Annotated in this window: 21 protein-coding genes; 12 read left to right on the top strand and 9 right to left on the bottom strand. The window is 59.7% G+C overall.

Going from position 1 to position 18,238, the window contains the following annotated elements; translation table 11 throughout:
• Positions 1–96: 96 nt before the first annotated feature.
• From HFK74_RS09295 to recX, 6 genes are all read left to right on the top strand, one after another.
• Positions 97–831: an XRE family transcriptional regulator gene (locus HFK74_RS09295; protein ID WP_180203318.1), complete on the top strand. Its 735-nt coding sequence runs from the start codon at positions 97–99 to the stop codon at positions 829–831.
• A gap of 155 nt (positions 832–986) precedes the next feature.
• A complete protein-coding gene (locus HFK74_RS09290; RefSeq protein ID WP_180203241.1) occupies positions 987–1,337 on the top strand; it encodes a phage holin family protein in 351 nt (116 codons plus the stop codon).
• Between the two features lie 188 nt (positions 1,338–1,525).
• A complete protein-coding gene (locus HFK74_RS09285) occupies positions 1,526–2,089 on the top strand; it encodes a glycoside hydrolase family 19 protein (RefSeq protein ID WP_180203240.1) in 564 nt (187 codons plus the stop codon).
• A gap of 133 nt (positions 2,090–2,222) precedes the next feature.
• The gene (locus HFK74_RS09280) at positions 2,223–2,723 is read left to right on the top strand and encodes a CinA family protein (RefSeq protein ID WP_180203239.1); all 501 of its coding nucleotides are present in this window, start codon (positions 2,223–2,225) and stop codon (positions 2,721–2,723) included.
• Between the two features lie 83 nt (positions 2,724–2,806).
• On the top strand, positions 2,807–3,865 hold the full coding sequence (recA, locus tag HFK74_RS09275) for a recombinase RecA (RefSeq protein ID WP_008060630.1): 1,059 nt from the start codon (positions 2,807–2,809) through the stop codon (positions 3,863–3,865).
• Between the two features lie 8 nt (positions 3,866–3,873).
• The gene (gene recX, locus HFK74_RS09270; protein ID WP_180203238.1) at positions 3,874–4,341 is read left to right on the top strand and encodes a recombination regulator RecX; all 468 of its coding nucleotides are present in this window, start codon (positions 3,874–3,876) and stop codon (positions 4,339–4,341) included.
• 44 nt (positions 4,342–4,385) lie between these two features.
• Here the strand turns inward: recX and HFK74_RS09265 are convergent, their stop codons facing one another.
• Positions 4,386–5,504 carry a TIGR00730 family Rossman fold protein gene (locus HFK74_RS09265; protein WP_180203237.1) on the bottom strand — a complete coding sequence of 373 codons (1,119 nt, stop codon included), beginning with the start codon at positions 5,502–5,504 and terminating at the stop codon, positions 4,386–4,388.
• Between the two features lie 477 nt (positions 5,505–5,981).
• Here HFK74_RS09265 and HFK74_RS09260 point away from each other — a divergent pair, with 477 nt between their 5' ends.
• On the top strand, positions 5,982–6,176 hold the full coding sequence (locus HFK74_RS09260; RefSeq protein ID WP_180203236.1) for a hypothetical protein: 195 nt from the start codon (positions 5,982–5,984) through the stop codon (positions 6,174–6,176).
• A 1-nt stretch (position 6,177) separates the two neighbouring features.
• On the opposite strand, the gene HFK74_RS09255 is transcribed toward HFK74_RS09260, so the two are convergent.
• Positions 6,178–6,600, bottom strand: a complete 423-nt coding sequence (locus HFK74_RS09255) for a PA3611 family quorum-sensing-regulated virulence factor (protein WP_180203235.1) — start codon at positions 6,598–6,600, stop codon at positions 6,178–6,180.
• A 189-nt stretch (positions 6,601–6,789) separates the two neighbouring features.
• Here HFK74_RS09255 and HFK74_RS09250 point away from each other — a divergent pair, with 189 nt between their 5' ends.
• The 3 genes from HFK74_RS09250 to HFK74_RS09240 all read left to right on the top strand — a co-directional run bounded on the left by HFK74_RS09250 (position 6,790) and on the right by HFK74_RS09240 (position 8,843).
• On the top strand, positions 6,790–7,533 hold the full coding sequence (locus HFK74_RS09250; RefSeq protein WP_180203234.1) for a tRNA-uridine aminocarboxypropyltransferase: 744 nt from the start codon (positions 6,790–6,792) through the stop codon (positions 7,531–7,533).
• A 220-nt stretch (positions 7,534–7,753) separates the two neighbouring features.
• Positions 7,754–8,404, top strand: a complete 651-nt coding sequence (erdR, locus tag HFK74_RS09245; protein WP_180203233.1) for a response regulator transcription factor ErdR — start codon at positions 7,754–7,756, stop codon at positions 8,402–8,404.
• Between the two features lie 76 nt (positions 8,405–8,480).
• Entirely contained in the window at positions 8,481–8,843 is a 363-nt protein-coding gene (locus tag HFK74_RS09240; protein WP_008060649.1) for a diacylglycerol kinase, read from the top strand.
• On the opposite strand, the gene HFK74_RS09235 is transcribed toward HFK74_RS09240, so the two are convergent.
• Entirely contained in the window at positions 8,840–9,766 is a 927-nt protein-coding gene (locus HFK74_RS09235; protein WP_180203232.1) for a LysR family transcriptional regulator, read from the bottom strand. The two genes, HFK74_RS09240 and HFK74_RS09235, sit on opposite strands and share 4 nt — an antisense overlap.
• 139 nt (positions 9,767–9,905) lie before the next feature.
• On the opposite strand from HFK74_RS09235, the gene fpr reads away from it, so the two are divergent.
• On the top strand, positions 9,906–10,685 hold the full coding sequence (gene fpr / locus HFK74_RS09230) for a ferredoxin-NADP reductase (protein WP_008054100.1): 780 nt from the start codon (positions 9,906–9,908) through the stop codon (positions 10,683–10,685).
• 126 nt (positions 10,686–10,811) lie between these two features.
• Here fpr and tsaA read toward each other — a convergent pair whose 3' ends face one another.
• From tsaA to rimO, 6 genes are all read right to left on the bottom strand, one after another.
• Positions 10,812–11,510 (bottom strand): tRNA (N6-threonylcarbamoyladenosine(37)-N6)-methyltransferase TrmO, encoded by a 699-nt coding sequence (gene tsaA, locus HFK74_RS09225; RefSeq protein WP_180203231.1) that lies wholly within the window; start codon positions 11,508–11,510, stop codon positions 10,812–10,814.
• A gap of 186 nt (positions 11,511–11,696) precedes the next feature.
• Positions 11,697–12,467, bottom strand: coding sequence for an SDR family oxidoreductase (locus HFK74_RS09220; protein ID WP_180203230.1), 771 nt, complete (start codon positions 12,465–12,467; stop codon positions 11,697–11,699).
• Between the two features lie 195 nt (positions 12,468–12,662).
• Positions 12,663–13,133 carry a DUF1456 family protein gene (locus tag HFK74_RS09215; protein WP_180203229.1) on the bottom strand — a complete coding sequence of 157 codons (471 nt, stop codon included), beginning with the start codon at positions 13,131–13,133 and terminating at the stop codon, positions 12,663–12,665.
• Positions 13,134–13,208: 75 nt separating this feature from the next.
• Positions 13,209–13,919, bottom strand: coding sequence for an rRNA pseudouridine synthase (locus tag HFK74_RS09210; protein ID WP_180203228.1), 711 nt, complete (start codon positions 13,917–13,919; stop codon positions 13,209–13,211).
• Between the two features lie 185 nt (positions 13,920–14,104).
• On the bottom strand, positions 14,105–14,578 hold the full coding sequence (locus HFK74_RS09205) for a GNAT family N-acetyltransferase (RefSeq protein ID WP_180203227.1): 474 nt from the start codon (positions 14,576–14,578) through the stop codon (positions 14,105–14,107).
• Between the two features lie 112 nt (positions 14,579–14,690).
• Positions 14,691–16,028: a 30S ribosomal protein S12 methylthiotransferase RimO gene (gene rimO, locus HFK74_RS09200; RefSeq protein ID WP_008052161.1), complete on the bottom strand. Its 1,338-nt coding sequence runs from the start codon at positions 16,026–16,028 to the stop codon at positions 14,691–14,693.
• Positions 16,029–16,319: 291 nt separating this feature from the next.
• On the opposite strand from rimO, the gene HFK74_RS09195 reads away from it, so the two are divergent.
• On the top strand, positions 16,320–18,221 hold the full coding sequence (locus HFK74_RS09195) for a potassium transporter Kup (RefSeq protein WP_180203226.1): 1,902 nt from the start codon (positions 16,320–16,322) through the stop codon (positions 18,219–18,221).
• The last annotated feature ends 17 nt before the right edge of the window (positions 18,222–18,238 follow it).

Genomic DNA, 18,238 nt, shown 5'->3' with positions numbered 1-18,238 from the left:
GCATCACGGCCGGGTGACGGCTTTATTGAAGATTCATGCATGGGGTATGCAAATAAGCATTTGTCGTGGCAAACGACTTCGCGCATTATGCGAATTATGCAAAAACGCAATGTTTCGACTGTTTTAAGAGCGCTGCTCGATCAGCACGGTATCTCCCCCACGGAGCTTCACCGTCGCACCGGCGTGCCTCAATCCACGCTCTCGCGCATCCTCGGCGGGAAGATTGTCGACCCCTCCGATAAACACATTTCGAAGATCGCCGACTACTTCGCCGTCAGTACCGATCAGCTGCGTGGCCGGGCGGTCATCGCGCAGGCGTCGGGTGCCCGGCGTGAAGCTACGCATTCGCAACTCACCGACATCAGTCTGTGGGACGACGACACCCCCATTGATGACGACGAGGTCTCGGTACCCTTTCTTCGCGAGGTTGAATTGGCTGCAGGATCAGGAAGATTCGTCATCGAAGAGAGCGAGCGCGCCAGCCTGCGCTTCGGCAAGCGCAGCCTGCGCCATAACGGCGTGCAGTTCGACCAGGCCAAATGTGTGACGGTGCGCGGCAACAGCATGCTGCCGGTGTTGCGTGACGGCGCCACGGTAGGCGTCAACGCCGGCAAGCGGGGGATTGGCGATATCGTCGATGGCGATCTCTATGCCATCAACCATAACGGCCAGCTGCGGGTCAAACAGCTGTATCGACTGCCGACAGGGATTCGCCTGCGTAGCTTCAACCGCGATGAGCATCCGGACGAGGACTACTCTTTCGCGGAAATGCAGGAAGAGCAGATCCTGATCCTGGGCCATGTGTTCTGGTGGGGCATGTACGCTCGTTGAAGCTTGCCCGCCCGCGGGCTCCTACGGCAGCTGCATTTCTTATGCGGCAAATTAATGCATTAATGCATTAATGCATTGACTGTATATGCATCCATGCATAGTCTTGTGCTCAACCGCTTGCACTGCCCCCCCCCAAAACACCCTGGAGGCCCGACATGACAAACGAGCAACAACTGTTGCTGGACCTGCCGATCTGGCTCGTCGTCGCGCTCGCAGTGGTCAGTGGGGTGTCTGGGGAAATGTGGCGCGCCGACAAGGAGGGCACTCGTGGTTGGTCATTACTGCGACGCCTGGCCCTCCGTTCCGGGGCCTGCATGGTGTGTGGCGTCTCGGCAATGATGTTGCTGTACGCCGCCGGGATGTCGATCTGGGCCGCTGGCGCTTTCGGTTGCCTCACCGCGATAGCCGGGGCTGACATGGTCGTAGGCTTGTACGGGCGCTGGGTGGCCCGGCGTATCGGTATCGATGATGCGCCGTCGCGCGATTCTCGTCCCGGCCCACAGTGAATGGGTGGCGCGTTGCCCTTGTCGCTACGCCGTCCGCTGGCACCACAACACGGTGCAACAATTACCGGCGAGGCTCGCGTGGCTGAGGTGTGTAATCTGGCGTTCGGGTCGCGGCATTCAATCGGCTGCCGGCGGATTTCTCCCAGCGCCACCTTGTGAATTTCAAGCATCAATCAAAGGAGTGAGCGATGCGCCTTACTGAGCAACAGTTACTCATGATTTTTCCCGACGCCCACACCCAGGTGGGCGTGTTCATACTCGCCCTCAATAACGCCATGGCACGTCGTAATATCAGTACCTCCGGGCGCATCGCCGCCTTCCTGGCGCAAATCGGCCACGAGTCGGGGCAATTGCAGCATGTGCGAGAGTTAGGCAACGACAAATATTTCGAAAAATACGATACCGGGGACCTGGCCCTGCGCCTGGGCAATTCCCCTGAGCCTGACGGCGACGGTCAGCGCTATCGGGGGCGTGGGCTGATCCAGATCACCGGCCGCAGTAATTATCTGCAGTGCAGTCGGGCACTTTTTGCTGATGAGCGCTTGCTGCAACAACCCGAACTGTTGGAGTTGCCACAATGGGCCGCCGAATCCGCGGCCTGGTTCTGGGCGCAAAACGGCCTTAATGAACTGGCCGATGGCGATGAGTTCAACAGTATTACCCGACGGATCAATGGTGGCTTGAACGGGCTCCAGGATCGTTTGCTGCTTTGGGAACGGGCGAAGACCGTGTTATCCCCGCCTGCGGGCTGACCTGCTCCCGTCTGCAAGCCTGAGAGGCCTGTGTCAGAGCGTTTGCCCGCTGACATTTTGATCGCTCCTGTAACTTGCAAGCGCCATTCGCTCGTGTACGTTAGTCCTCATTCCGTCCGATCAGGAGATGACCGTGAAAGAAATCACTCAGCTGGCCGCTGAACTCGGCAGGCGCCTGCAGCTTCTCAATGCCCACGTCACCGCCGCCGAGTCCTGCACGGGCGGCGGCATCAGCGAGGCGATTACCCGGATACCGGGCAGCTCGGCGTGGTTCGAGGCCGGTTACGTCACCTATTCCAACCGACAGAAGACGCTCCAGCTGAATGTCCCGACCGAGCTGTTTTCAACGGTGGGGGCGGTCAGTCGGGAGGTGGTCGAGGCCATGGTTCGTGGCGCACAGGAAAAAAGCCGTGCGCGTTTTGCCGTGGCGGTCAGTGGGGTGGCAGGGCCGGACGGCGGTTCGCCAAGCAAGCCGGTGGGCACCGTATGGCTGGCGTGGGGCGTCGACGATCAGGTGTTCAGCGAGGTGCAGCACTTTGTTGGTAACCGCGACGAGGTCCGCCGACAAACGGTGAAGGCCGCGCTAGAGGGGCTGCTGCGCCATGCTGCGGGAGAAATCGCAAATCAGGGGTAGGCGATCCGCAAGCGCTGTGGAATAATACTGTCTACTTATACAGGTGTTGGCCGTCAGGCCTTATTGATTACGTGAGGACTTTAATGGACGACAACAAGAAGAAAGCCTTGGCTGCGGCCCTGGGTCAGATCGAACGTCAATTCGGCAAGGGTGCCGTAATGCGTATGGGCGATCAGGACCGTCAGGCGATCCCGGCCATCTCCACTGGCTCTCTGGGTCTGGACATCGCTTTGGGCATTGGCGGCTTGCCAAAAGGCCGCATTGTTGAAATCTACGGTCCTGAATCTTCCGGTAAAACCACACTGACATTGTCCGTGATCGCCCAGGCTCAGAAAGCCGGCGCGACCTGCGCATTCGTCGATGCCGAGCACGCCCTGGACCCTGAGTACGCCGGCAAGCTGGGCGTCAACGTCGACGACCTGCTGGTGTCCCAACCTGACACCGGTGAGCAGGCCCTGGAAATCACCGACATGCTGGTGCGTTCCAATGCGGTCGACGTGATCATCGTCGACTCCGTGGCAGCGCTGGTGCCGAAAGCTGAAATCGAAGGCGAAATGGGTGACATGCACGTGGGCCTGCAAGCCCGTCTGATGTCCCAGGCACTGCGTAAAATCACCGGTAACATCAAGAACGCCAACTGCCTGGTGATCTTCATCAACCAGATCCGTATGAAAATCGGCGTGATGTTCGGTAGCCCGGAAACGACTACCGGTGGTAACGCGCTGAAGTTCTATGCGTCGGTTCGTCTGGATATCCGCCGCACGGGTGCGGTGAAAGAAGGTGATGAGGTCGTCGGTAGCGAGACCCGTGTCAAGGTTGTAAAGAACAAGGTGGCTTCGCCGTTCCGTCAGGCCGAGTTCCAGATTCTTTACGGCAAGGGCATCTACCTCAACGGCGAGATGATCGACCTGGGTGTTCTGCACGGTTTCGTTGAGAAGTCCGGTGCCTGGTATGCCTATAACGGCACCAAGATCGGTCAGGGTAAAGCCAACTCGGCCAAGTACCTGGCGGATAACCCGGATATTGCCGCAACGCTCGAGAAACAACTGCGTGACAAACTGCTGTCTCCGGCTTCGGTAGCGGATGCCAAGGCTTCTGCGGTCAAAGAGACCGAAGACGATCTGGCTGACGCTGATATCTGATTGATCCGATGACCGCCGTACTCGATACCCTCGTCGCGGTGCGGCGAACCGCAATGGACCTGCTCGCACGACGCGAGCACGGTCGAGTCGAGCTGACGCGTAAACTGCGTCAGCGCGGCGCTCTCCCTGAAATGATCGAAACAGCACTCGACCGATTGACGGAAGAGGGCTTGTTGTCCGAATGCCGTTACCTTGAAAGCTTCGTTTCCTACCGTGCCCGCAGCGGCTATGGCCCTTTGCGCATTCGTGAAGAGTTGGGCCAGCGTGGCCTGCAGCGTAGCGACATCGAACTCGCCCTGCGCGAAAGCGGCATCGACTGGCAGGAACAATTGCAGGACACCTGGCGACGCAAGTTCTCTGGGCAGTTACCGATAGATGCCCGGGAGCGCGCCAAGCAAGGCAGATTCCTGGCGTATCGGGGATACTCCATGGAAATGATCAGCCGCTTGTTCAGCGGTCGAGGGATGGACGATTGACTGAAACGGCTCGCTATTTCGATAGCGGGCCGTTTTTTTTCGCCTCACGTAACCTTTAAGGGTTCTCGCGTTCGTTGCTGCGCCTGTGGCTGGGTGTGTGCCCAGTTTTCCGGCAAGTTGATGTAATCCACCAGCTCACGCAGCCGGCCGTGGTCACGTGCGGTGAAGTTGAAAGCCAGCCGCGCCAAGTGGCTGAACCGTGCTTCGTCGTGCTCCTCTCCGTTATAGGCGTGTTGATGGAATTGATCGCTCAGGCACAGGTCGGCGAATGCCTCCTGCATGTGTTCGAGTGCCAGGTCGCTGAGCTTGTGATTCATGCGAATCACGAACTGATGCTTGAGCCAGCGACTGGAGTGGTAATTGCTGTAGAACTGGTTGATCTGCTCCACCGCGTCCTCGGCGTTGTAGACCAGTTTCACCAGCTTCATGTCGGTGGGCAGGATGTAGCGATTCTCCTCCAGTTGCTGGTGGATGAAATCCAGTGCGCCCTGCCAGAATTTACCGCCCGGTGCGTCCAGCAGCACCACGGGCACCAATGGGCTTTTGCCCGTCTGGATCAGCGTCAGTACTTCCAGCGCTTCGTCCAGGGTGCCGAAACCGCCTGGGCACAGCACCAGTGCATCCGCTTCCTTGACGAAGAACAGCTTGCGCGTGAAGAAGAAATGGAAAGGCAGCAGGTTGGTCGTGCCCTGGACGGTGGGGTTGGCATGTTGCTCGAAGGGTAGGGTGATATTGAATCCCAGGCTGTGTTCCAGGCCTGCACCTTCATGGGCCGCGGCCATAATGCCGCCGCCCGCGCCCGTGATGACCATCATGTCCGAGCGCGCCAGGGCGGCGCCGAGTTCCCGGGCGAGGCCATACAAGGGGTGTTCCACTGGGGTGCGTGCGGAGCCGAAGACGGTGACTTTGCGTCGCCCCTTGAACTGCTCCAGCACACGGAAAGCGTGCTCGAGTTCGCGCAGGGCTTGCAGGGTTATCTTGGCGTTCCAGCGGTTGTGGTCTTCCTGGGCCATGCGCAGCACGGTCAGGATCATGTCGCGGTAGATCGGAATGTTCGGGCTATTGGGTGAAACCAGGTTGAGTTGCTCTTCGACCTTGCTGATGAGGTTGTGGCCGCTTTGTTCAAAATGACGGCTCAGGAGGTCATTCGGTTGGTAAGGCATTCAACTTCTCCTTCTGCACAGAGCCATCGGCTTCGACCATTGAAGCGTCAACGCCACGACACTTCATGTGTCGCTGTCTGCCCAGGCCCATGCCTGGGCGATTCACTTGACCCTGATCGGGTCATCCATACCGGCTCTGTTTTTCCCTTGGGTGAAAGAAACGTTCGCACGGCGCAAGGCGAAACGGGTGGCCCTTTCCAGCCCTGACACAATGAACGTAGATACCTGAAATCTAGACCCTCGCGATGATTCGTGCTGCCTTGATCATTGCGCTGCAAAGTCTTTCCTGGCAACCGTTTATTGACGATTTGCAAGGTGGTTTCACCGCCCGTCCGAACCTGCCGCGAGTGTTCCGTACTCTGATTTACTAAGTTACAGGTGTAACACGACAACTTGGCGTCAAAGGCAGGGCGCAAGGTATAAGCGGTTCAAGGATTTGTCGCTCATCACGAGCGAGGTGCAGGGAGCCGGTAAACCATGGCCAGGGTCATTCTGGAGATCGATACGCAACTGTATCGATTGCTGAAGTCATCAGCCGAGATCAATCATTTGAGTCTCGAGGAGGAGTGCTGCCGGCGTCTTATGGGCGCGGAGCGGCGTTCACGCTATTTGCAGGCGCTGGTGGCGGAACTGCGCGCCGAGGATGAGCAGCGGCGCGCAAAATCCCACTGACTTACTTTTTCTTCTGGGTCGCTTTCGGGCAATCCGATTCCTGGTAGCTTGCAGAACCGACCGCACGGTTGGTCTTTACCTCGGTGAAGTCGTAACGCATGACCGCGCCCTTGGCCATCAGCTTGCGGAAGGACGGGTTGTTGCATACCGAGGCGCCCAGCTGGAAGTACACAGCCTTGGGGTCTGCACGCATCTTGTTGGCGTGGCTGCTTTGCACGCTCAGGTGATTGATCAGCACATTGCCTTCGACCGTGTAGCCCTGATCGAGAATGTCTTCATTGATCGCCCGTGGAGTGCCGACGCTGCTTTGGGTGGCGACGTTTCGCAGCTCTCTGTTCAGATTCTGCTCACTCAAGGACGCAGCCTGAGCGATGAATGGCGACGCCAGCAGAATGGCAGCGGTGGGAACGATAAAGCGCAGCATGAAACTCTCCTGGGGCAGTGATGGGAGTTTGACCCATCACATGACTGTGCGTTCAGTGGCGGCGAATTATAGGGGAGCAGGCCTGGACGGTACAGGTTTGCGCCAGAGGGTCTGGTAAACTGCCTGCACTTTCACCCCTTGCCGAGTGCTTTTCGTGTCGATCTCTTTTTCCTGCCGGCGTGGCCTGCGATGAACCATGCTCCCAACGCCGTAGCCCGTCTGCGCGACCAGCGCGAAGAGGAAGGCATCAAGCCGATCCAGGCCCGTGGATGGCGGGCAACACGGTGCCGCGCGTGCCGGGTGATCGAGAGTCACTGCCTGTGCGCCTGGCGCCCGCAAGTCGAGACGCGCTCCGGGGTGTGCCTGATCATGACCGGCAAGGAAGTCTTCAAGCCCAGCAACACCGGCTGGCTGATTGCCGATGTAGTGCGTGACAACCATGCATTCATCTGGTCGCGCACCGACGTCGATCAACAGTTGCTGGCGTTGCTGTCCGACCCGCAATGGCAGCCTTATCTGGTGTTTCCGGGTGAATATGTCGCGCCCGAGCGGGTGACTCACAGCGTGGCGGTCGATCAGAGCCGGCGGCCGCTGTTCATCTTGCTGGACGCGACCTGGACCGAAGCCCGGAAGATTTTCCGCAAAAGCCCGTATTTCGACACGCTTCCGATCCTCAGTCTGTTGCCCGAGAAGCTCTCGCGCTATCAATTGCGCCGCTCCACCCGAAGCGAACACCTGTGCACTGCGGAAGTCGCGGCGTTGTGTCTCGATCTCGCGGGGGATGTCGAGGCGGCCTCGGCACTCGACGCTTATTTCGATGTGTTCAGCCAGCATTACCTCGACGCCAAGCGTCAGCTGGAAATGAATGTTTCGACCCCGGCGCACACTGAGTTGATGGCCTATGTTCAACCAGCAGTGGTATCGATGGACTGATTGTCGCCGATGCTGCAATAAAGTGTACCGGCCATGTCGCTTGACCACCCCGGTTTCGCTGGGCATGCTTGGCGCCGATTAGGGTGCGGCCAGAGTTTGAAACGCCGTTTTTTGCGTTGAACGTGCCCCGTTGGTGCAGCTGCGTGGCTGTTACCTCGCGTTGTTTTGGCGTTACCCGAATGCATCGGGTATCCCATGAAAAAACAGGATCATTTGAAAAATGGCCACATACGAAATCCTGATTGCCGATGACCACCCTCTTTTTCGTTCCGCCCTGCATCAAGCCGTGACCCTGGGCCTGGGCCCGGATGTTCGCCTGGTGGAAGTGGCGAGCATTGCCGAGCTGGAGGCACGCCTGGGCGAAAAGGCTGACTGGGACCTGGTGCTGCTGGACCTGAACATGCCGGGCGCGTATGGGTTTTCCGGGTTGGTGCTGTTGCGCGGCCAGTATCCGCAAATTCCCGTGGTCATGGTCTCGGCCCAGGAAGAAGCGACGATCATGGTCAAATCCCGCGAATTTGGTGCAAGCGGTTTCATCCCCAAGTCCAGCGACCTGAGTGTTATCCAGAAAGCCGTGCGCGCGGTGCTTGATGGCGATGTTTTCTGGCCACCGCAGGCGTTTGAAGCCGTCAGCGTTTCCGATGAAGCCAAGGCCGCCAGTGAAGGCCTGGCAAGCTTGACTCCGCAACAGTTCCGGGTGCTGACCATGGTCTGCGAAGGGTTGCTGAACAAGCAGATTGCCTACGAACTGAGCGTTTCCGAAGCGACCATCAAGGCCCACGTTACCGCGATTTTTCGTAAACTGAATGTGCGGACCCGCACCCAGGCAGCACTGCTGCTGCAACAACTTGAGTCAATTTCAAGCCATTGAGCGCTGGCGCCTTCACGCTTTTTTGACTTTGGTTAATCTAGCTTTCTCACTCCTTTTTTCGGTCAGTTCCTACTCTATGTCACCTTTCAAAGGCCAGACCGGCCTTAAACGTATCCTCAATGCTTCCGGCTACTCGCTGGACGGCCTGCGCGCAGCGTTCACCGGCGAAGCGGCGTTTCGGCAACTGGTGTTGCTCAACGTCATTCTGATCCCGCTGTCATTCTTCTTGAACGTGAGTCGTGTCGAGCAGGCGTTGCTGATTGCGGTATGCCTGCTGGCGCTGATCGTCGAGTTGCTCAATTCGGCCGTGGAAGCGGCCATCGACCGCATTTCCCTGGAGTTGCACCCGTTGTCGAAAAACGCCAAGGACATGGGCAGCGCCGCACAATTGGTGGCCTTGACCATGATCGCGCTGGTCTGGGCGGTGATTCTGCTTTAAGCGATCGTAGGCAGAACGATCTCGTCGCTGCGCTGCACCCCGGCGGTGAACGCGCGGCACAGGTCGAGGAACTCACGCATCGCCGAGGTCTGGTACTTCTGCTTGTGCCAGATGAAATAGAACTGTCGCGCCAGGTCCAGGTCCGGTGTCTCCACCGCCACCAGGCTGCCGCGACGGAACGCATCCCGTAGCGCCAGCCGCGAGATACAGCCTATCCCCAGGCCGGATTCGACGGCGCGCTTGATGGCTTCGGTGTGCTCCAGTTCCAGGCGGATGTTCAGTGCGGTACGGTGATGGCGCATGGCCTGGTCGAACGTCAGGCGTGTACCTGAGCCTTGTTCACGCAGGATCCAGGCTTCCTGGCTCAGTTCCTCCATGCTCGCGGTACCGCGTTTGGCCAGCGGATGTTGCGGCGCGCAAAAGACCACCAGTTCATCTTCGACCCAACTTTGCACTTCGATGTCCGGGTGGCTGCAATCGCCTTCGATCAGACCCAGGTCAATTTCGTAGTGGGCAACCTGTTGCACAATATTGGCGGTGTTCTGCACGTGCAGCTTTACCTGGCTTTCCGGGTGGCGCTGCATGAACCCGCCGATCAGCAGGGTCGCGAGGTAGTTGCCAATGGTCAGGGTTGCGCCGACCGCCAATGAGCCAAAACCGGACTTGCCATTGAGCAGGTCTTCGATTTCCTTGGCCTGGTCGAGCAGGGCTACCGCCTGGGGCAGCAGTTGTTTACCCAGGGCGTTGAGGCTCAGCCGTTTGCCGGCGCGGTCGAACAGCTGGCAGCTGCACTGGCGCTCCAGCTCGGTAATCGATGTGCTCGCCGCCGACTGTGAGAGGTTGAGCAGGCCCGCAGCACGGGAGACGCTTTCCTGCTGGGCGACGGCAACGAACACTTGAAGTTGACGGAGAGTAAATCGCATATCGATATAACCGATAACCCTTATCTTAATAATCCAGTTAACAGATATTGTCGTCGCTATTAGAATGCGATGCAATTGCGCACCACAGGTCTCTTCCTGAAAGGGCAAGCGCAGACCCAATCTCCAGGAGTCCCCGTACATGAGCAACATGAACCACGAGCGTGTCCTCAGTGTTCATCACTGGAACGACACTCTGTTCAGCTTCAAGTGCACCCGTGATCCGGGCCTGCGCTTCGAGAACGGTCAGTTCGTGATGATCGGCCTGCAACAGCCAAACGGCCGCCCGCTTATGCGCGCTTACTCGATTGCCAGCCCGAACTGGGAAGAGCATCTCGAGTTCTTCAGCATCAAGGTGCCTGATGGTCCGCTGACTTCCCAGCTGCAGCATCTGAAGGAAGGCGACGAGATCATCATCAGCAAGAAGCCTACCGGCACGCTGGTGCTGGATGACTTGAAGCCTGGCAAACATCTGTACCTGCTCAGCACCGGTACCGGTCTGGCGCCGTTCATGAGCGTCATCCAGGACCCGGAAACGTACGAGCGTTTCGAAAAAGTGATCCTGTGCCACGGCGTACGTTACGTCAACGAAGTCGCCTACCGCGAGTTCATCACCGAGCACCTGCCGCAGAACGAGTTCTTCGGCGACGCCCTGCGTGACAAGTTGATCTACTACCCGACCGTGACCCGCGAGCCGTTCGAAAACGAAGGTCGCCTGACCGACCTGATGCGCAGCGGCAAGCTGTTCAGCGACATCGGCCTGCCACCGATCAACCCGCAGGACGACCGCGCCATGCTGTGCGGCAGCCCGAGCATGCTCGACGAGACCAGCGAAGTGCTGAACAGCTTCGGCCTGAAAGTCTCCCCGCGCATGCGTGAGCCGGGTGACTACCTGATCGAGCGTGCGTTCGTCGAGAAATAAGCACGAACAACTGCTTCTGCTCTACCTGTGGGAGCGAGCCTGCTCGCGATGGCGGTGTGACAGTCAACTCAATGTCGACTGACACCCCTTCGCGAAGAGGTTCGCTCCCACAGTTGTTTCTGGTGTTCAGGCTTTTGCGGGAATGACTTCAAGCACGCGGATCATCTCCGGCGTCGGATAATGCCAGCGCACATCTACATCCCAGAATTGCGCGCCATATTCGCGCTCTGGGGCAGGCGTCTGGTAAGCCGGGCGTGGATCCTGCGCCAAACACTGCTCGATCAACTCAACCAACGGCTCTGCAAGGCGTTCAGCGTGCCCGTGAGCCTGTTGCAGGGCGTTATCCGCCCACTGCACGGGAATCAACAGCGGCGCGGCGCTGGCGACGCTATTGGTGGCTGTGTCGATGATGTCCGCGTAAGGCACGTAGGGTTTGATGTCGAGGATCGGCGTGCCATCGAGCAGGTCGATGCCGGATATCCACAGGCGATTGGCTTCGACCTTGTCGAGTTTGACCACGGACTGGCCAATACCGTTAGGGCGGTGGGTGGCGCGGGTGGCAAACACGCCCATGGACTTGTTGCCACCCAGGCGAGGCGGGCGGACTTTCAGTCGCGGCTTTTCCTCCAGGGCCTGATGGAACAGGAACAGCAGCCACACGTGGCTGACTTGCTCCAGGCCCTGAACGGCGTCGCCCTGATCGAATGGCGCCACCAGTTCCAGGACACCGCGCGCGGCCGGGGCCAGCTGGGGTTGGCGCGGGATGGCGAACTTCTCCTTGAAGCAGGAGCGCACGAAGCCGATGGGGGAAACGCTGTAGGTCATGGTTTGGGGTCGAGGCGGTATGGGGCGGGCATGATAACCCGATCGACCTTTGCATCGGTGGTGCCTGTCAGTCCGCTATCGCGGGCAAGCCCGCTCCCACAGTGGATCTCGGTCGGCCACAAATTTTGTGAGCACCAAAAATCCCTGTGGGAGCGTGGCTTGCCCGCAATGGCCGCACCGCCGATCTCAGAGACTGAACCCACCATCCAGCGGAATGATATTCCCGGTCATGTAGGCCCCGGCCGTACTCGCCAGGCTGATCGCCAGCGCCGCCATCTCCTCCTCGCGACCCCAACGCTTCATCGGAATCAGTGCTGTATCCTCAGCGAGTGCCTGCTCATCATTGCCGATGTGCTGAGTCATCTTGCTCGGAAAGCGCCCCGGTGCAATCACATTGACGTTGATGTGCTGGCTTACCAACTCCCGAGCCAGAATCCGCGACAGTTGATGCAGCGCCGCTTTGCTTGGCCCATAGGCATACGCCTGTTCGCCGAAGGAGGAAATCCCGGCGACTGAGCCGATATTGATGATCCGGGCCGGGTTCGCAGGTGAACCGGCTTTGCGTAGCAGTGGCAGAAACTGCTGGATGCAGTTGAATACTGACGTCACATTCAGCTGCATGACCTTTTCCCAGCCCTTGATCGGGTAGCTTTCCAGTGGCGCCCCCCAGGTGGTGCCGGCGTTGTTCACCAGAATATCGAGGTGGGTCATCTGCTCACCGAGCCGCGTGGCCAACTGCTGCACGCCTTCTTCAGTGGCCAGGTTGGCGGCCACCGCGTGGCAGCGCCCGAACGCGCCGAGTTCGTCCGCCGTTTGCCGGCAGGCTTCGACATCGCGGGCACACACGTACACAGTAGCGCCTGCCTCGACATAGGCCTTGGCGATCATTTTGCCGATACCGCGGGTGCCGCCGGTCACCAGTGCGGTGCGGCCTTGCAGGGAGAAGTAGGGATGCATGGCGAATCCTGAGAACTGAGGGTCTTTACACCCTAGTCGCCAGCCGCCGGAAGCGGAGCCACTATTTTTGCGCGGAATGGGGGGCCATACGGCCAGGCGTCGGCCCCCTGTAGGAGCTGGCTTGCCAGCGAAGGCGGCTGATTGACCGCCGCCGGGCTCTCGGGCCTCTTCGCTGGCAAGCCAGCTCCTACAGGTTTATTGCGGGCGAACGCGCAGGGTCAGGCCCTTGAGGAAGTTGCGCAGCAACTGGTCGCCGCACGGGCGGTAGTTGGTGTGGCCGAACTTGCGGAACAGCGCGCTCAGCTCAGGCTTGGATACCGGGAACTCGGCGGCCTTGAGGATCGCGTGCATATCGTCTTCTTTCAGCTCGAAGGCCACGCGCAGCTTTTTCAGGATGATGTTGTTGGTCACCGGCACTTCGATCGGCTGCGGTGGGCGGCTTTCGTCCTTGCCGCGCTTGAAGATCACCAGGCCGTCGAGGAAGTGCGCCATCACCTCGTCAGGGCAGCGTACGAAACCTTCCTCGTCTTCCTCTTTCTTGTCGAGGTAGGTCACCAGGTCGGCCAAGGTCACGTCCATGCCGCCGAGCTTGATGATCTCGATGACTTTCTTGTCGCTGATGTCGAGCATGTAGCGCACGCTGCGCAGTACGTCATTGTGAATCATGGTGTGCAATCCTGATATTCAGCAGTGGGCGCCGCAATAGCAGCGGCGCCGGAATGTGTGGCGGCGTGAGGAGCCTTAGAACTTCTCTTTGCCGGACAGGTAGCGCCATTGCCCCAGGGGCACCTTGCCGATGGACACGCCGCCGATACGGATGCGGCGGATGCCCACGACTTTCAGGCCGACGGCCTGGCAGAACAGGGCGATCACGCCCGGCTGCGGGTTCTTCATGGCGAAGCGCAGGCGGTTTTCGTTCTGCCAGCTGGCCTTGACCGGTGGCAGTTCCTTGCCCTTGTAGGTCAGGCCGTGTTGCAAGCGGTTGAGGCCGTGTTCAACCATGTCACCTTCGACTTCGACCACGTATTCCTGCTCGATCTTGCTGGAGTCGGCAGTGAGCTTGCGCAGGATCTTCCAGTCCTGGGTGAACACCAGCAAACCGCTGGCATTGGCCTGCAGGTCGGTGCTGGCGGTCAGGCGCTGGAAGTGGCCCTTGAGCGGGCGTTTGCCGTAGCGGTGCTCTTCGCTCAGGGTCTCGGCGCTGATGGTCGCCATGGCGGTGTCCGCGTCCATGCCGGCGGGCACGTTGAGCAGGATGGTGACCGGCTCTGGCGCGGTGGCCTTGGCTTCAGGATCCAGCTCGACTTTTTGCGTGCCGACCTTGAACTGCGGCTCGTCGACGACTTCGCCGTCGACGGTGACCCAGCCGCCCTCGATGAACAGCTCAGCCTCCCGACGGGAGCAGCCGACGAGTTCGATGAGGCGTTTGGAGAGTCGAATCGGGTCAGTCATGACAGGGCCGTAACAAAAAAGGGGTGGGCATTGTACCTGCCTGGCGCCGGTTAATCCCGGAACCATTTTGTACCATGCGGCATTTTGTAGGAGCTGGCTTGCCAGCGAAGGCGGCCGATTGATCGCCGCCAGGCTTTCGGGCTTCTTCGCTGGCAAGCCAGCTCCTACAATTGTTCTATGTTGTTTCAGCCATTGCGCGTCAGTTGCTGAGCCTGGCGCAAACGCATGTGCAACAGCGGATACGGCTGGCCCATGCCGTCGACTTCCGAACGCCCGATCACCTCGAAACCCTGCTTGAAGTAAAACCCCAGTGCTTGCGGGTTCTGTTCGTTGACGTCCAGCTCATCGGCGTTGAGGTTTTCCAGGGCATAGCGCAGTAACCGCTTGCCAAGACCCTGGCCGCGATGCGCCGGGTCGATGAAGAGCATCTCGATCTTGCCCGCCGCGACACCGGCGAATCCGGTGATGCGCTGTTGCGGGTCTTTGGTGCAGATCAGCATCACCGCGTCGAGGTAGCGGGTCAGCACCAGGTTCTTCAACAGTTCGATGTAGCTGTCCGGCAGAAAATCGTGGGTAGCGCGGACCGAGGCCTCCCAGACCCTGGTCAATTCTTCGTAGTCGCTTTGTTTCGGTGTATGAATGACCGAATGTTGGCGCATGCCAGCCTGCCCCTTGGGTGATTGGAGATGAGAATCCGTTCCTCATCAAACGATAGCCGTAAAAAAGCCCCGCATCTCGTCAAGAGAGCGGGGCTTTTCATATTTTTTGCGACTAGATCTGTTCAGCCCACAGGTCGTATTCGTCGGCGTCGGTCACTTTGCACCAGACTTTGTCACCTGGTTTCAAGTTGCTGCCGTTGTCGATGAACACGTTGCCGTCGATTTCCGGGGCATCGAAGAAGCAGCGGCCAACCGCGCCTTGCTCGTCGACTTCATCGACCAGCACTTCGATTTCGCGGCCGATGCGCATTTGCAGGCGTGCCGAGCTGATGGCCTGCTGGTGCGCCATGAAGCGCTCCCAACGGTCCTGCTTGACGTCATCCGGCACCACTTCCAGGTCCAGGTCATTGGCCGGGGCGCCTTCAACCGGCGAGTACTGGAAGCAGCCGACGCGGTCGAGCTGGGCTTCGGTCAGCCAGTTCAGCAGGTACTGGAAGTCTTCTTCGGTTTCGCCCGGGAAGCCGACGATGAAGGTCGAACGGATGATCAGGTCCGGGCAGATTTCGCGCCAGTTCTTGATCCGCGCCAGGGTCTTGTCTTCGAACGCCGGGCGTTTCATCGACTTGAGCACTTTCGGGCTGGCGTGCTGGAACGGGATGTCCAGGTACGGCAGGATCTTGCCGGCGGCCATCAGCGGGATCAGCTCGTCGACGTGCGGGTACGGGTAAACGTAGTGCAGGCGCACCCAGACACCGAGGGTGCTCAGGGCTTCGCAGAGTTCGGTCATGCGGGTTTTCACCGGCGCGCCGTTCCAGAAACCAGTGCGGTACTTGACGTCGACACCATAGGCGCTGGTGTCCTGGGAGATTACCAACAGCTCCTTGACGCCGGACTTGACCAGGCGCTGGGCCTCGTCGAGCACGTCACCGACCGGACGGCTGACCAGCTTGCCACGCATCGACGGGATGATGCAGAAGCTGCAGCTGTGGTTGCAGCCTTCGGAAATCTTCAGGTAGGCGTAGTGGCGCGGGGTCAGCTTGATCCCTTGTGGCGGCACCAGGTCGATCAGCGGGTTGTGGTCCTGGCGTGGCGGCACGACTTCGTGCACGGCATTGACCACTTGCTCGTACTGCTGCGGACCGGTGACGGCCAGCACGCTCGGGTGTACGTTGCGGATATTGCCTTCTTCGACGCCCATGCAGCCGGTGACGATGACCTTGCCGTTTTCCTTGATGGCTTCGCCGATCACTTCCAGGGATTCGGCCTTGGCCGAGTCGATGAAGCCACAGGTGTTGACCACCACGACATCGGCGTCCTGATAGGTGGACACGACGTCATAGCCTTCCATGCGCAGCTGGGTGAGGATGCGCTCGGAGTCGACCAGTGCTTTGGGGCAACCCAGGGATACGAAGCCAACCTTTGGATTGGCCGGCGCAGGAGTGGTGGACATGTCTAACCTCGGTGTTTTGTGACGCCGCTTGCCGGGTTGGGCAAAACCGACGGACGGGCGCTTGAACTGCGCCTCTGATCAAAAAGTGCGCAATTCTAGCGATGAGACGTTCACTTGACCAGCTTTATGCAGGGAAATACGACGAGTGCTGCGCTATGCTTCGCGCCGTTGGGCCTTACCGATTTTTTACAGTCAAGAAAACGTCTGTAACAACAGGTAAAACGGCGCATGCTGCAATGCAAAGCATAGTGCTTCGTTCAAAGAAGCCGGTCTGGGAATCAGGAGTGTTGGATGGGTCAGGCAAGTAGTCACGCGGCGGGCGCCGAGCATTCGGCGGCCAAGCCGATCGGCATGCTGGTCGCGGCGGTCGGGGTGGTTTATGGCGATATCGGCACGAGCCCGCTGTACACCCTCAAAGAAGTGTTTTCCGGCGACTATGGCGTACCGGTCAACCATGACGGCGTGCTGGGGATTCTCGCGCTGATCTTCTGGTCGCTGATCTGGGTCGTGTCGATCAAGTACATGATGTTTGTCCTGCGTGCCGACAACCAGGGCGAAGGCGGGATCATGGCCTTGACCGCGCTGGCCCGGCGGGCGGCGGCAGGGCATGCGAAATTGCGCACGCTGCTGGTGGTCTGCGGGCTGATCGGTGCGGCGCTGTTCTATGGTGACAGCATGATCACCCCGGCGATTTCCGTCTTGTCGGCCATTGAAGGCCTGGGCCTGGCCTTCGACGGCATCGACCACTGGGTGGTGCCGCTGTCGCTGATCGTGCTGGTGGCGTTGTTCCTGATTCAACGTCACGGCACCGCGCGCATCGGCATTCTGTTCGGGCCGATCATGGTCACCTGGTTTGTGGTGCTGGGGGCGTTGGGTGTCCATGGAATCATCCAGCACCCTGAAGTGTTGCAGGCGATGAACCCGGCCTGGGGCGTGCGTTTCTTCGTCGTGCACCCGGGTATGGGCGTGGCCATCCTTGGCGCGGTCGTGCTGGCACTGACCGGTGCCGAAGCACTGTACGCCGACATGGGCCACTTCGGCCGCAAGCCGATTGCCCGTGCCTGGTTCATCCTGGTGCTGCCGGCGCTGGTGCTCAATTACTTCGGCCAGGGGGCGCTGCTGCTGGGCGATCCGGAAGCCGCGCGCAACCCGTTTTACCTGCTGGCACCCAGCTGGGCGTTGATACCGCTGGTGGCGCTGTCCACCCTGGCCACGGTGATCGCCTCCCAGGCGGTGATTTCCGGGGCGTTCTCCCTGACCCGCCAGGCGATCCAGCTTGGCTACATTCCACGCATGCACATCCAGCACACCTCCAGCGCCGAGCAGGGCCAGATCTACATCGGCGCGGTGAACTGGGCGTTGATGGTCGGCGTGGTGCTGTTGGTGCTCGGTTTCGAATCCTCCGGTGCCCTGGCTTCGGCCTATGGCGTGGCGGTGACCGGGACCATGCTGATGACCAGTATCCTGGTGTCGGCGGTAATCCTGCTGCTGTGGAAATGGCCGCCGGTGCTGGCGGTGCCGGTCCTGCTGGGTTTCCTGATAGTGGACGGTGTGTACTTTGCCGCCAACGTGCCGAAAATCGTCCAGGGCGGGGCGTTCCCGGTGATCGCCGGTTTTGCACTGTTTGTGTTGATGACCACCTGGAAGCGTGGCAAGCAGTTGCTGGTGGAGCGTATCGACGAGGGCGGCCTGCCGCTGGAGATCTTCATCAGCAGCATCGCCGTGCAACCGCCGCATCGCGTGCAGGGCACGGCGGTGTTCCTCACCGCGCGACCGGACGCCGTGCCCCACGCGCTGTTGCACAACCTGCTGCATAACCAGGTGCTGCACGAGCAGGTGGTGCTGCTGACGGTGGTCTACGAAGACATTCCGCGAGTGCCGGCGAGCCGGCGCTTCGAGGTCGAATCCTACGGCGAAGGCTTCTTCCGGGTGATCCTGCATTTCGGTTTCACCGATGAGCCGGACGTACCGAAGGCGCTGAAGCTGTGTCATCTCGATGAGCTGGACTTCAGTCCGATGCGCACCACGTACTTCCTCAGCCGCGAGACGGTGATCGCCTCCAAGCTCGAAGGCATGGCCCGGTGGCGCGAGGCGCTGTTCGCGTTCATGTTGCAGAACGCCAACGGCAATTTGCGCTTCTTCAACCTGCCGCTGAACCGGGTGATTGAGCTGGGGACGCAGGTGGAGATGTAAGGCTTCCTGTAGGAGCG

The organism is Pseudomonas sp. SbOxS1 (assembly GCF_013416725.1).
GTDB lineage: Bacteria > Pseudomonadota > Gammaproteobacteria > Pseudomonadales > Pseudomonadaceae > Aquipseudomonas.
Note: the sequence above shows the minus strand (reverse complement) of the source record. Positions and strands in the feature narration are given on the sequence as shown.

What these genes read in the sequence shown, in the direction of transcription:
- HFK74_RS09295 (WP_180203318.1), top strand. Translation starts at nt 97, where the DNA reads ATGCAAAAACGCAATGTTTCGACTGTTTTAAGAGCGCTGCTCGATCAG.
- HFK74_RS09290 (WP_180203241.1), top strand. Translation starts at nt 987, where the DNA reads ATGACAAACGAGCAACAACTGTTGCTGGACCTGCCGATCTGGCTCGTC.
- HFK74_RS09285 (WP_180203240.1), top strand. Translation starts at nt 1,526, where the DNA reads ATGCGCCTTACTGAGCAACAGTTACTCATGATTTTTCCCGACGCCCAC.
- recA (WP_008060630.1), top strand. Translation starts at nt 2,807, where the DNA reads ATGGACGACAACAAGAAGAAAGCCTTGGCTGCGGCCCTGGGTCAGATC.
- recX (WP_180203238.1), top strand. Translation starts at nt 3,874, where the DNA reads ATGACCGCCGTACTCGATACCCTCGTCGCGGTGCGGCGAACCGCAATG.
- HFK74_RS09265 (WP_180203237.1), bottom strand. Translation starts at nt 5,504, where the DNA reads ATGCCTTACCAACCGAATGACCTCCTGAGCCGTCATTTTGAACAAAGC.
- HFK74_RS09260 (WP_180203236.1), top strand. Translation starts at nt 5,982, where the DNA reads ATGGCCAGGGTCATTCTGGAGATCGATACGCAACTGTATCGATTGCTG.
- HFK74_RS09255 (WP_180203235.1), bottom strand. Translation starts at nt 6,600, where the DNA reads ATGCTGCGCTTTATCGTTCCCACCGCTGCCATTCTGCTGGCGTCGCCA.
- HFK74_RS09250 (WP_180203234.1), top strand. Translation starts at nt 6,790, where the DNA reads ATGAACCATGCTCCCAACGCCGTAGCCCGTCTGCGCGACCAGCGCGAA.
- erdR (WP_180203233.1), top strand. Translation starts at nt 7,754, where the DNA reads ATGGCCACATACGAAATCCTGATTGCCGATGACCACCCTCTTTTTCGT.
- HFK74_RS09240 (WP_008060649.1), top strand. Translation starts at nt 8,481, where the DNA reads ATGTCACCTTTCAAAGGCCAGACCGGCCTTAAACGTATCCTCAATGCT.
- HFK74_RS09235 (WP_180203232.1), bottom strand. Translation starts at nt 9,766, where the DNA reads ATGCGATTTACTCTCCGTCAACTTCAAGTGTTCGTTGCCGTCGCCCAG.
- fpr (WP_008054100.1), top strand. Translation starts at nt 9,906, where the DNA reads ATGAGCAACATGAACCACGAGCGTGTCCTCAGTGTTCATCACTGGAAC.
- tsaA (WP_180203231.1), bottom strand. Translation starts at nt 11,510, where the DNA reads ATGACCTACAGCGTTTCCCCCATCGGCTTCGTGCGCTCCTGCTTCAAG.
- HFK74_RS09220 (WP_180203230.1), bottom strand. Translation starts at nt 12,467, where the DNA reads ATGCATCCCTACTTCTCCCTGCAAGGCCGCACCGCACTGGTGACCGGC.
- HFK74_RS09215 (WP_180203229.1), bottom strand. Translation starts at nt 13,133, where the DNA reads ATGATTCACAATGACGTACTGCGCAGCGTGCGCTACATGCTCGACATC.
- HFK74_RS09210 (WP_180203228.1), bottom strand. Translation starts at nt 13,919, where the DNA reads ATGACTGACCCGATTCGACTCTCCAAACGCCTCATCGAACTCGTCGGC.
- HFK74_RS09205 (WP_180203227.1), bottom strand. Translation starts at nt 14,578, where the DNA reads ATGCGCCAACATTCGGTCATTCATACACCGAAACAAAGCGACTACGAA.
- rimO (WP_008052161.1), bottom strand. Translation starts at nt 16,028, where the DNA reads ATGTCCACCACTCCTGCGCCGGCCAATCCAAAGGTTGGCTTCGTATCC.
- HFK74_RS09195 (WP_180203226.1), top strand. Translation starts at nt 16,320, where the DNA reads ATGGGTCAGGCAAGTAGTCACGCGGCGGGCGCCGAGCATTCGGCGGCC.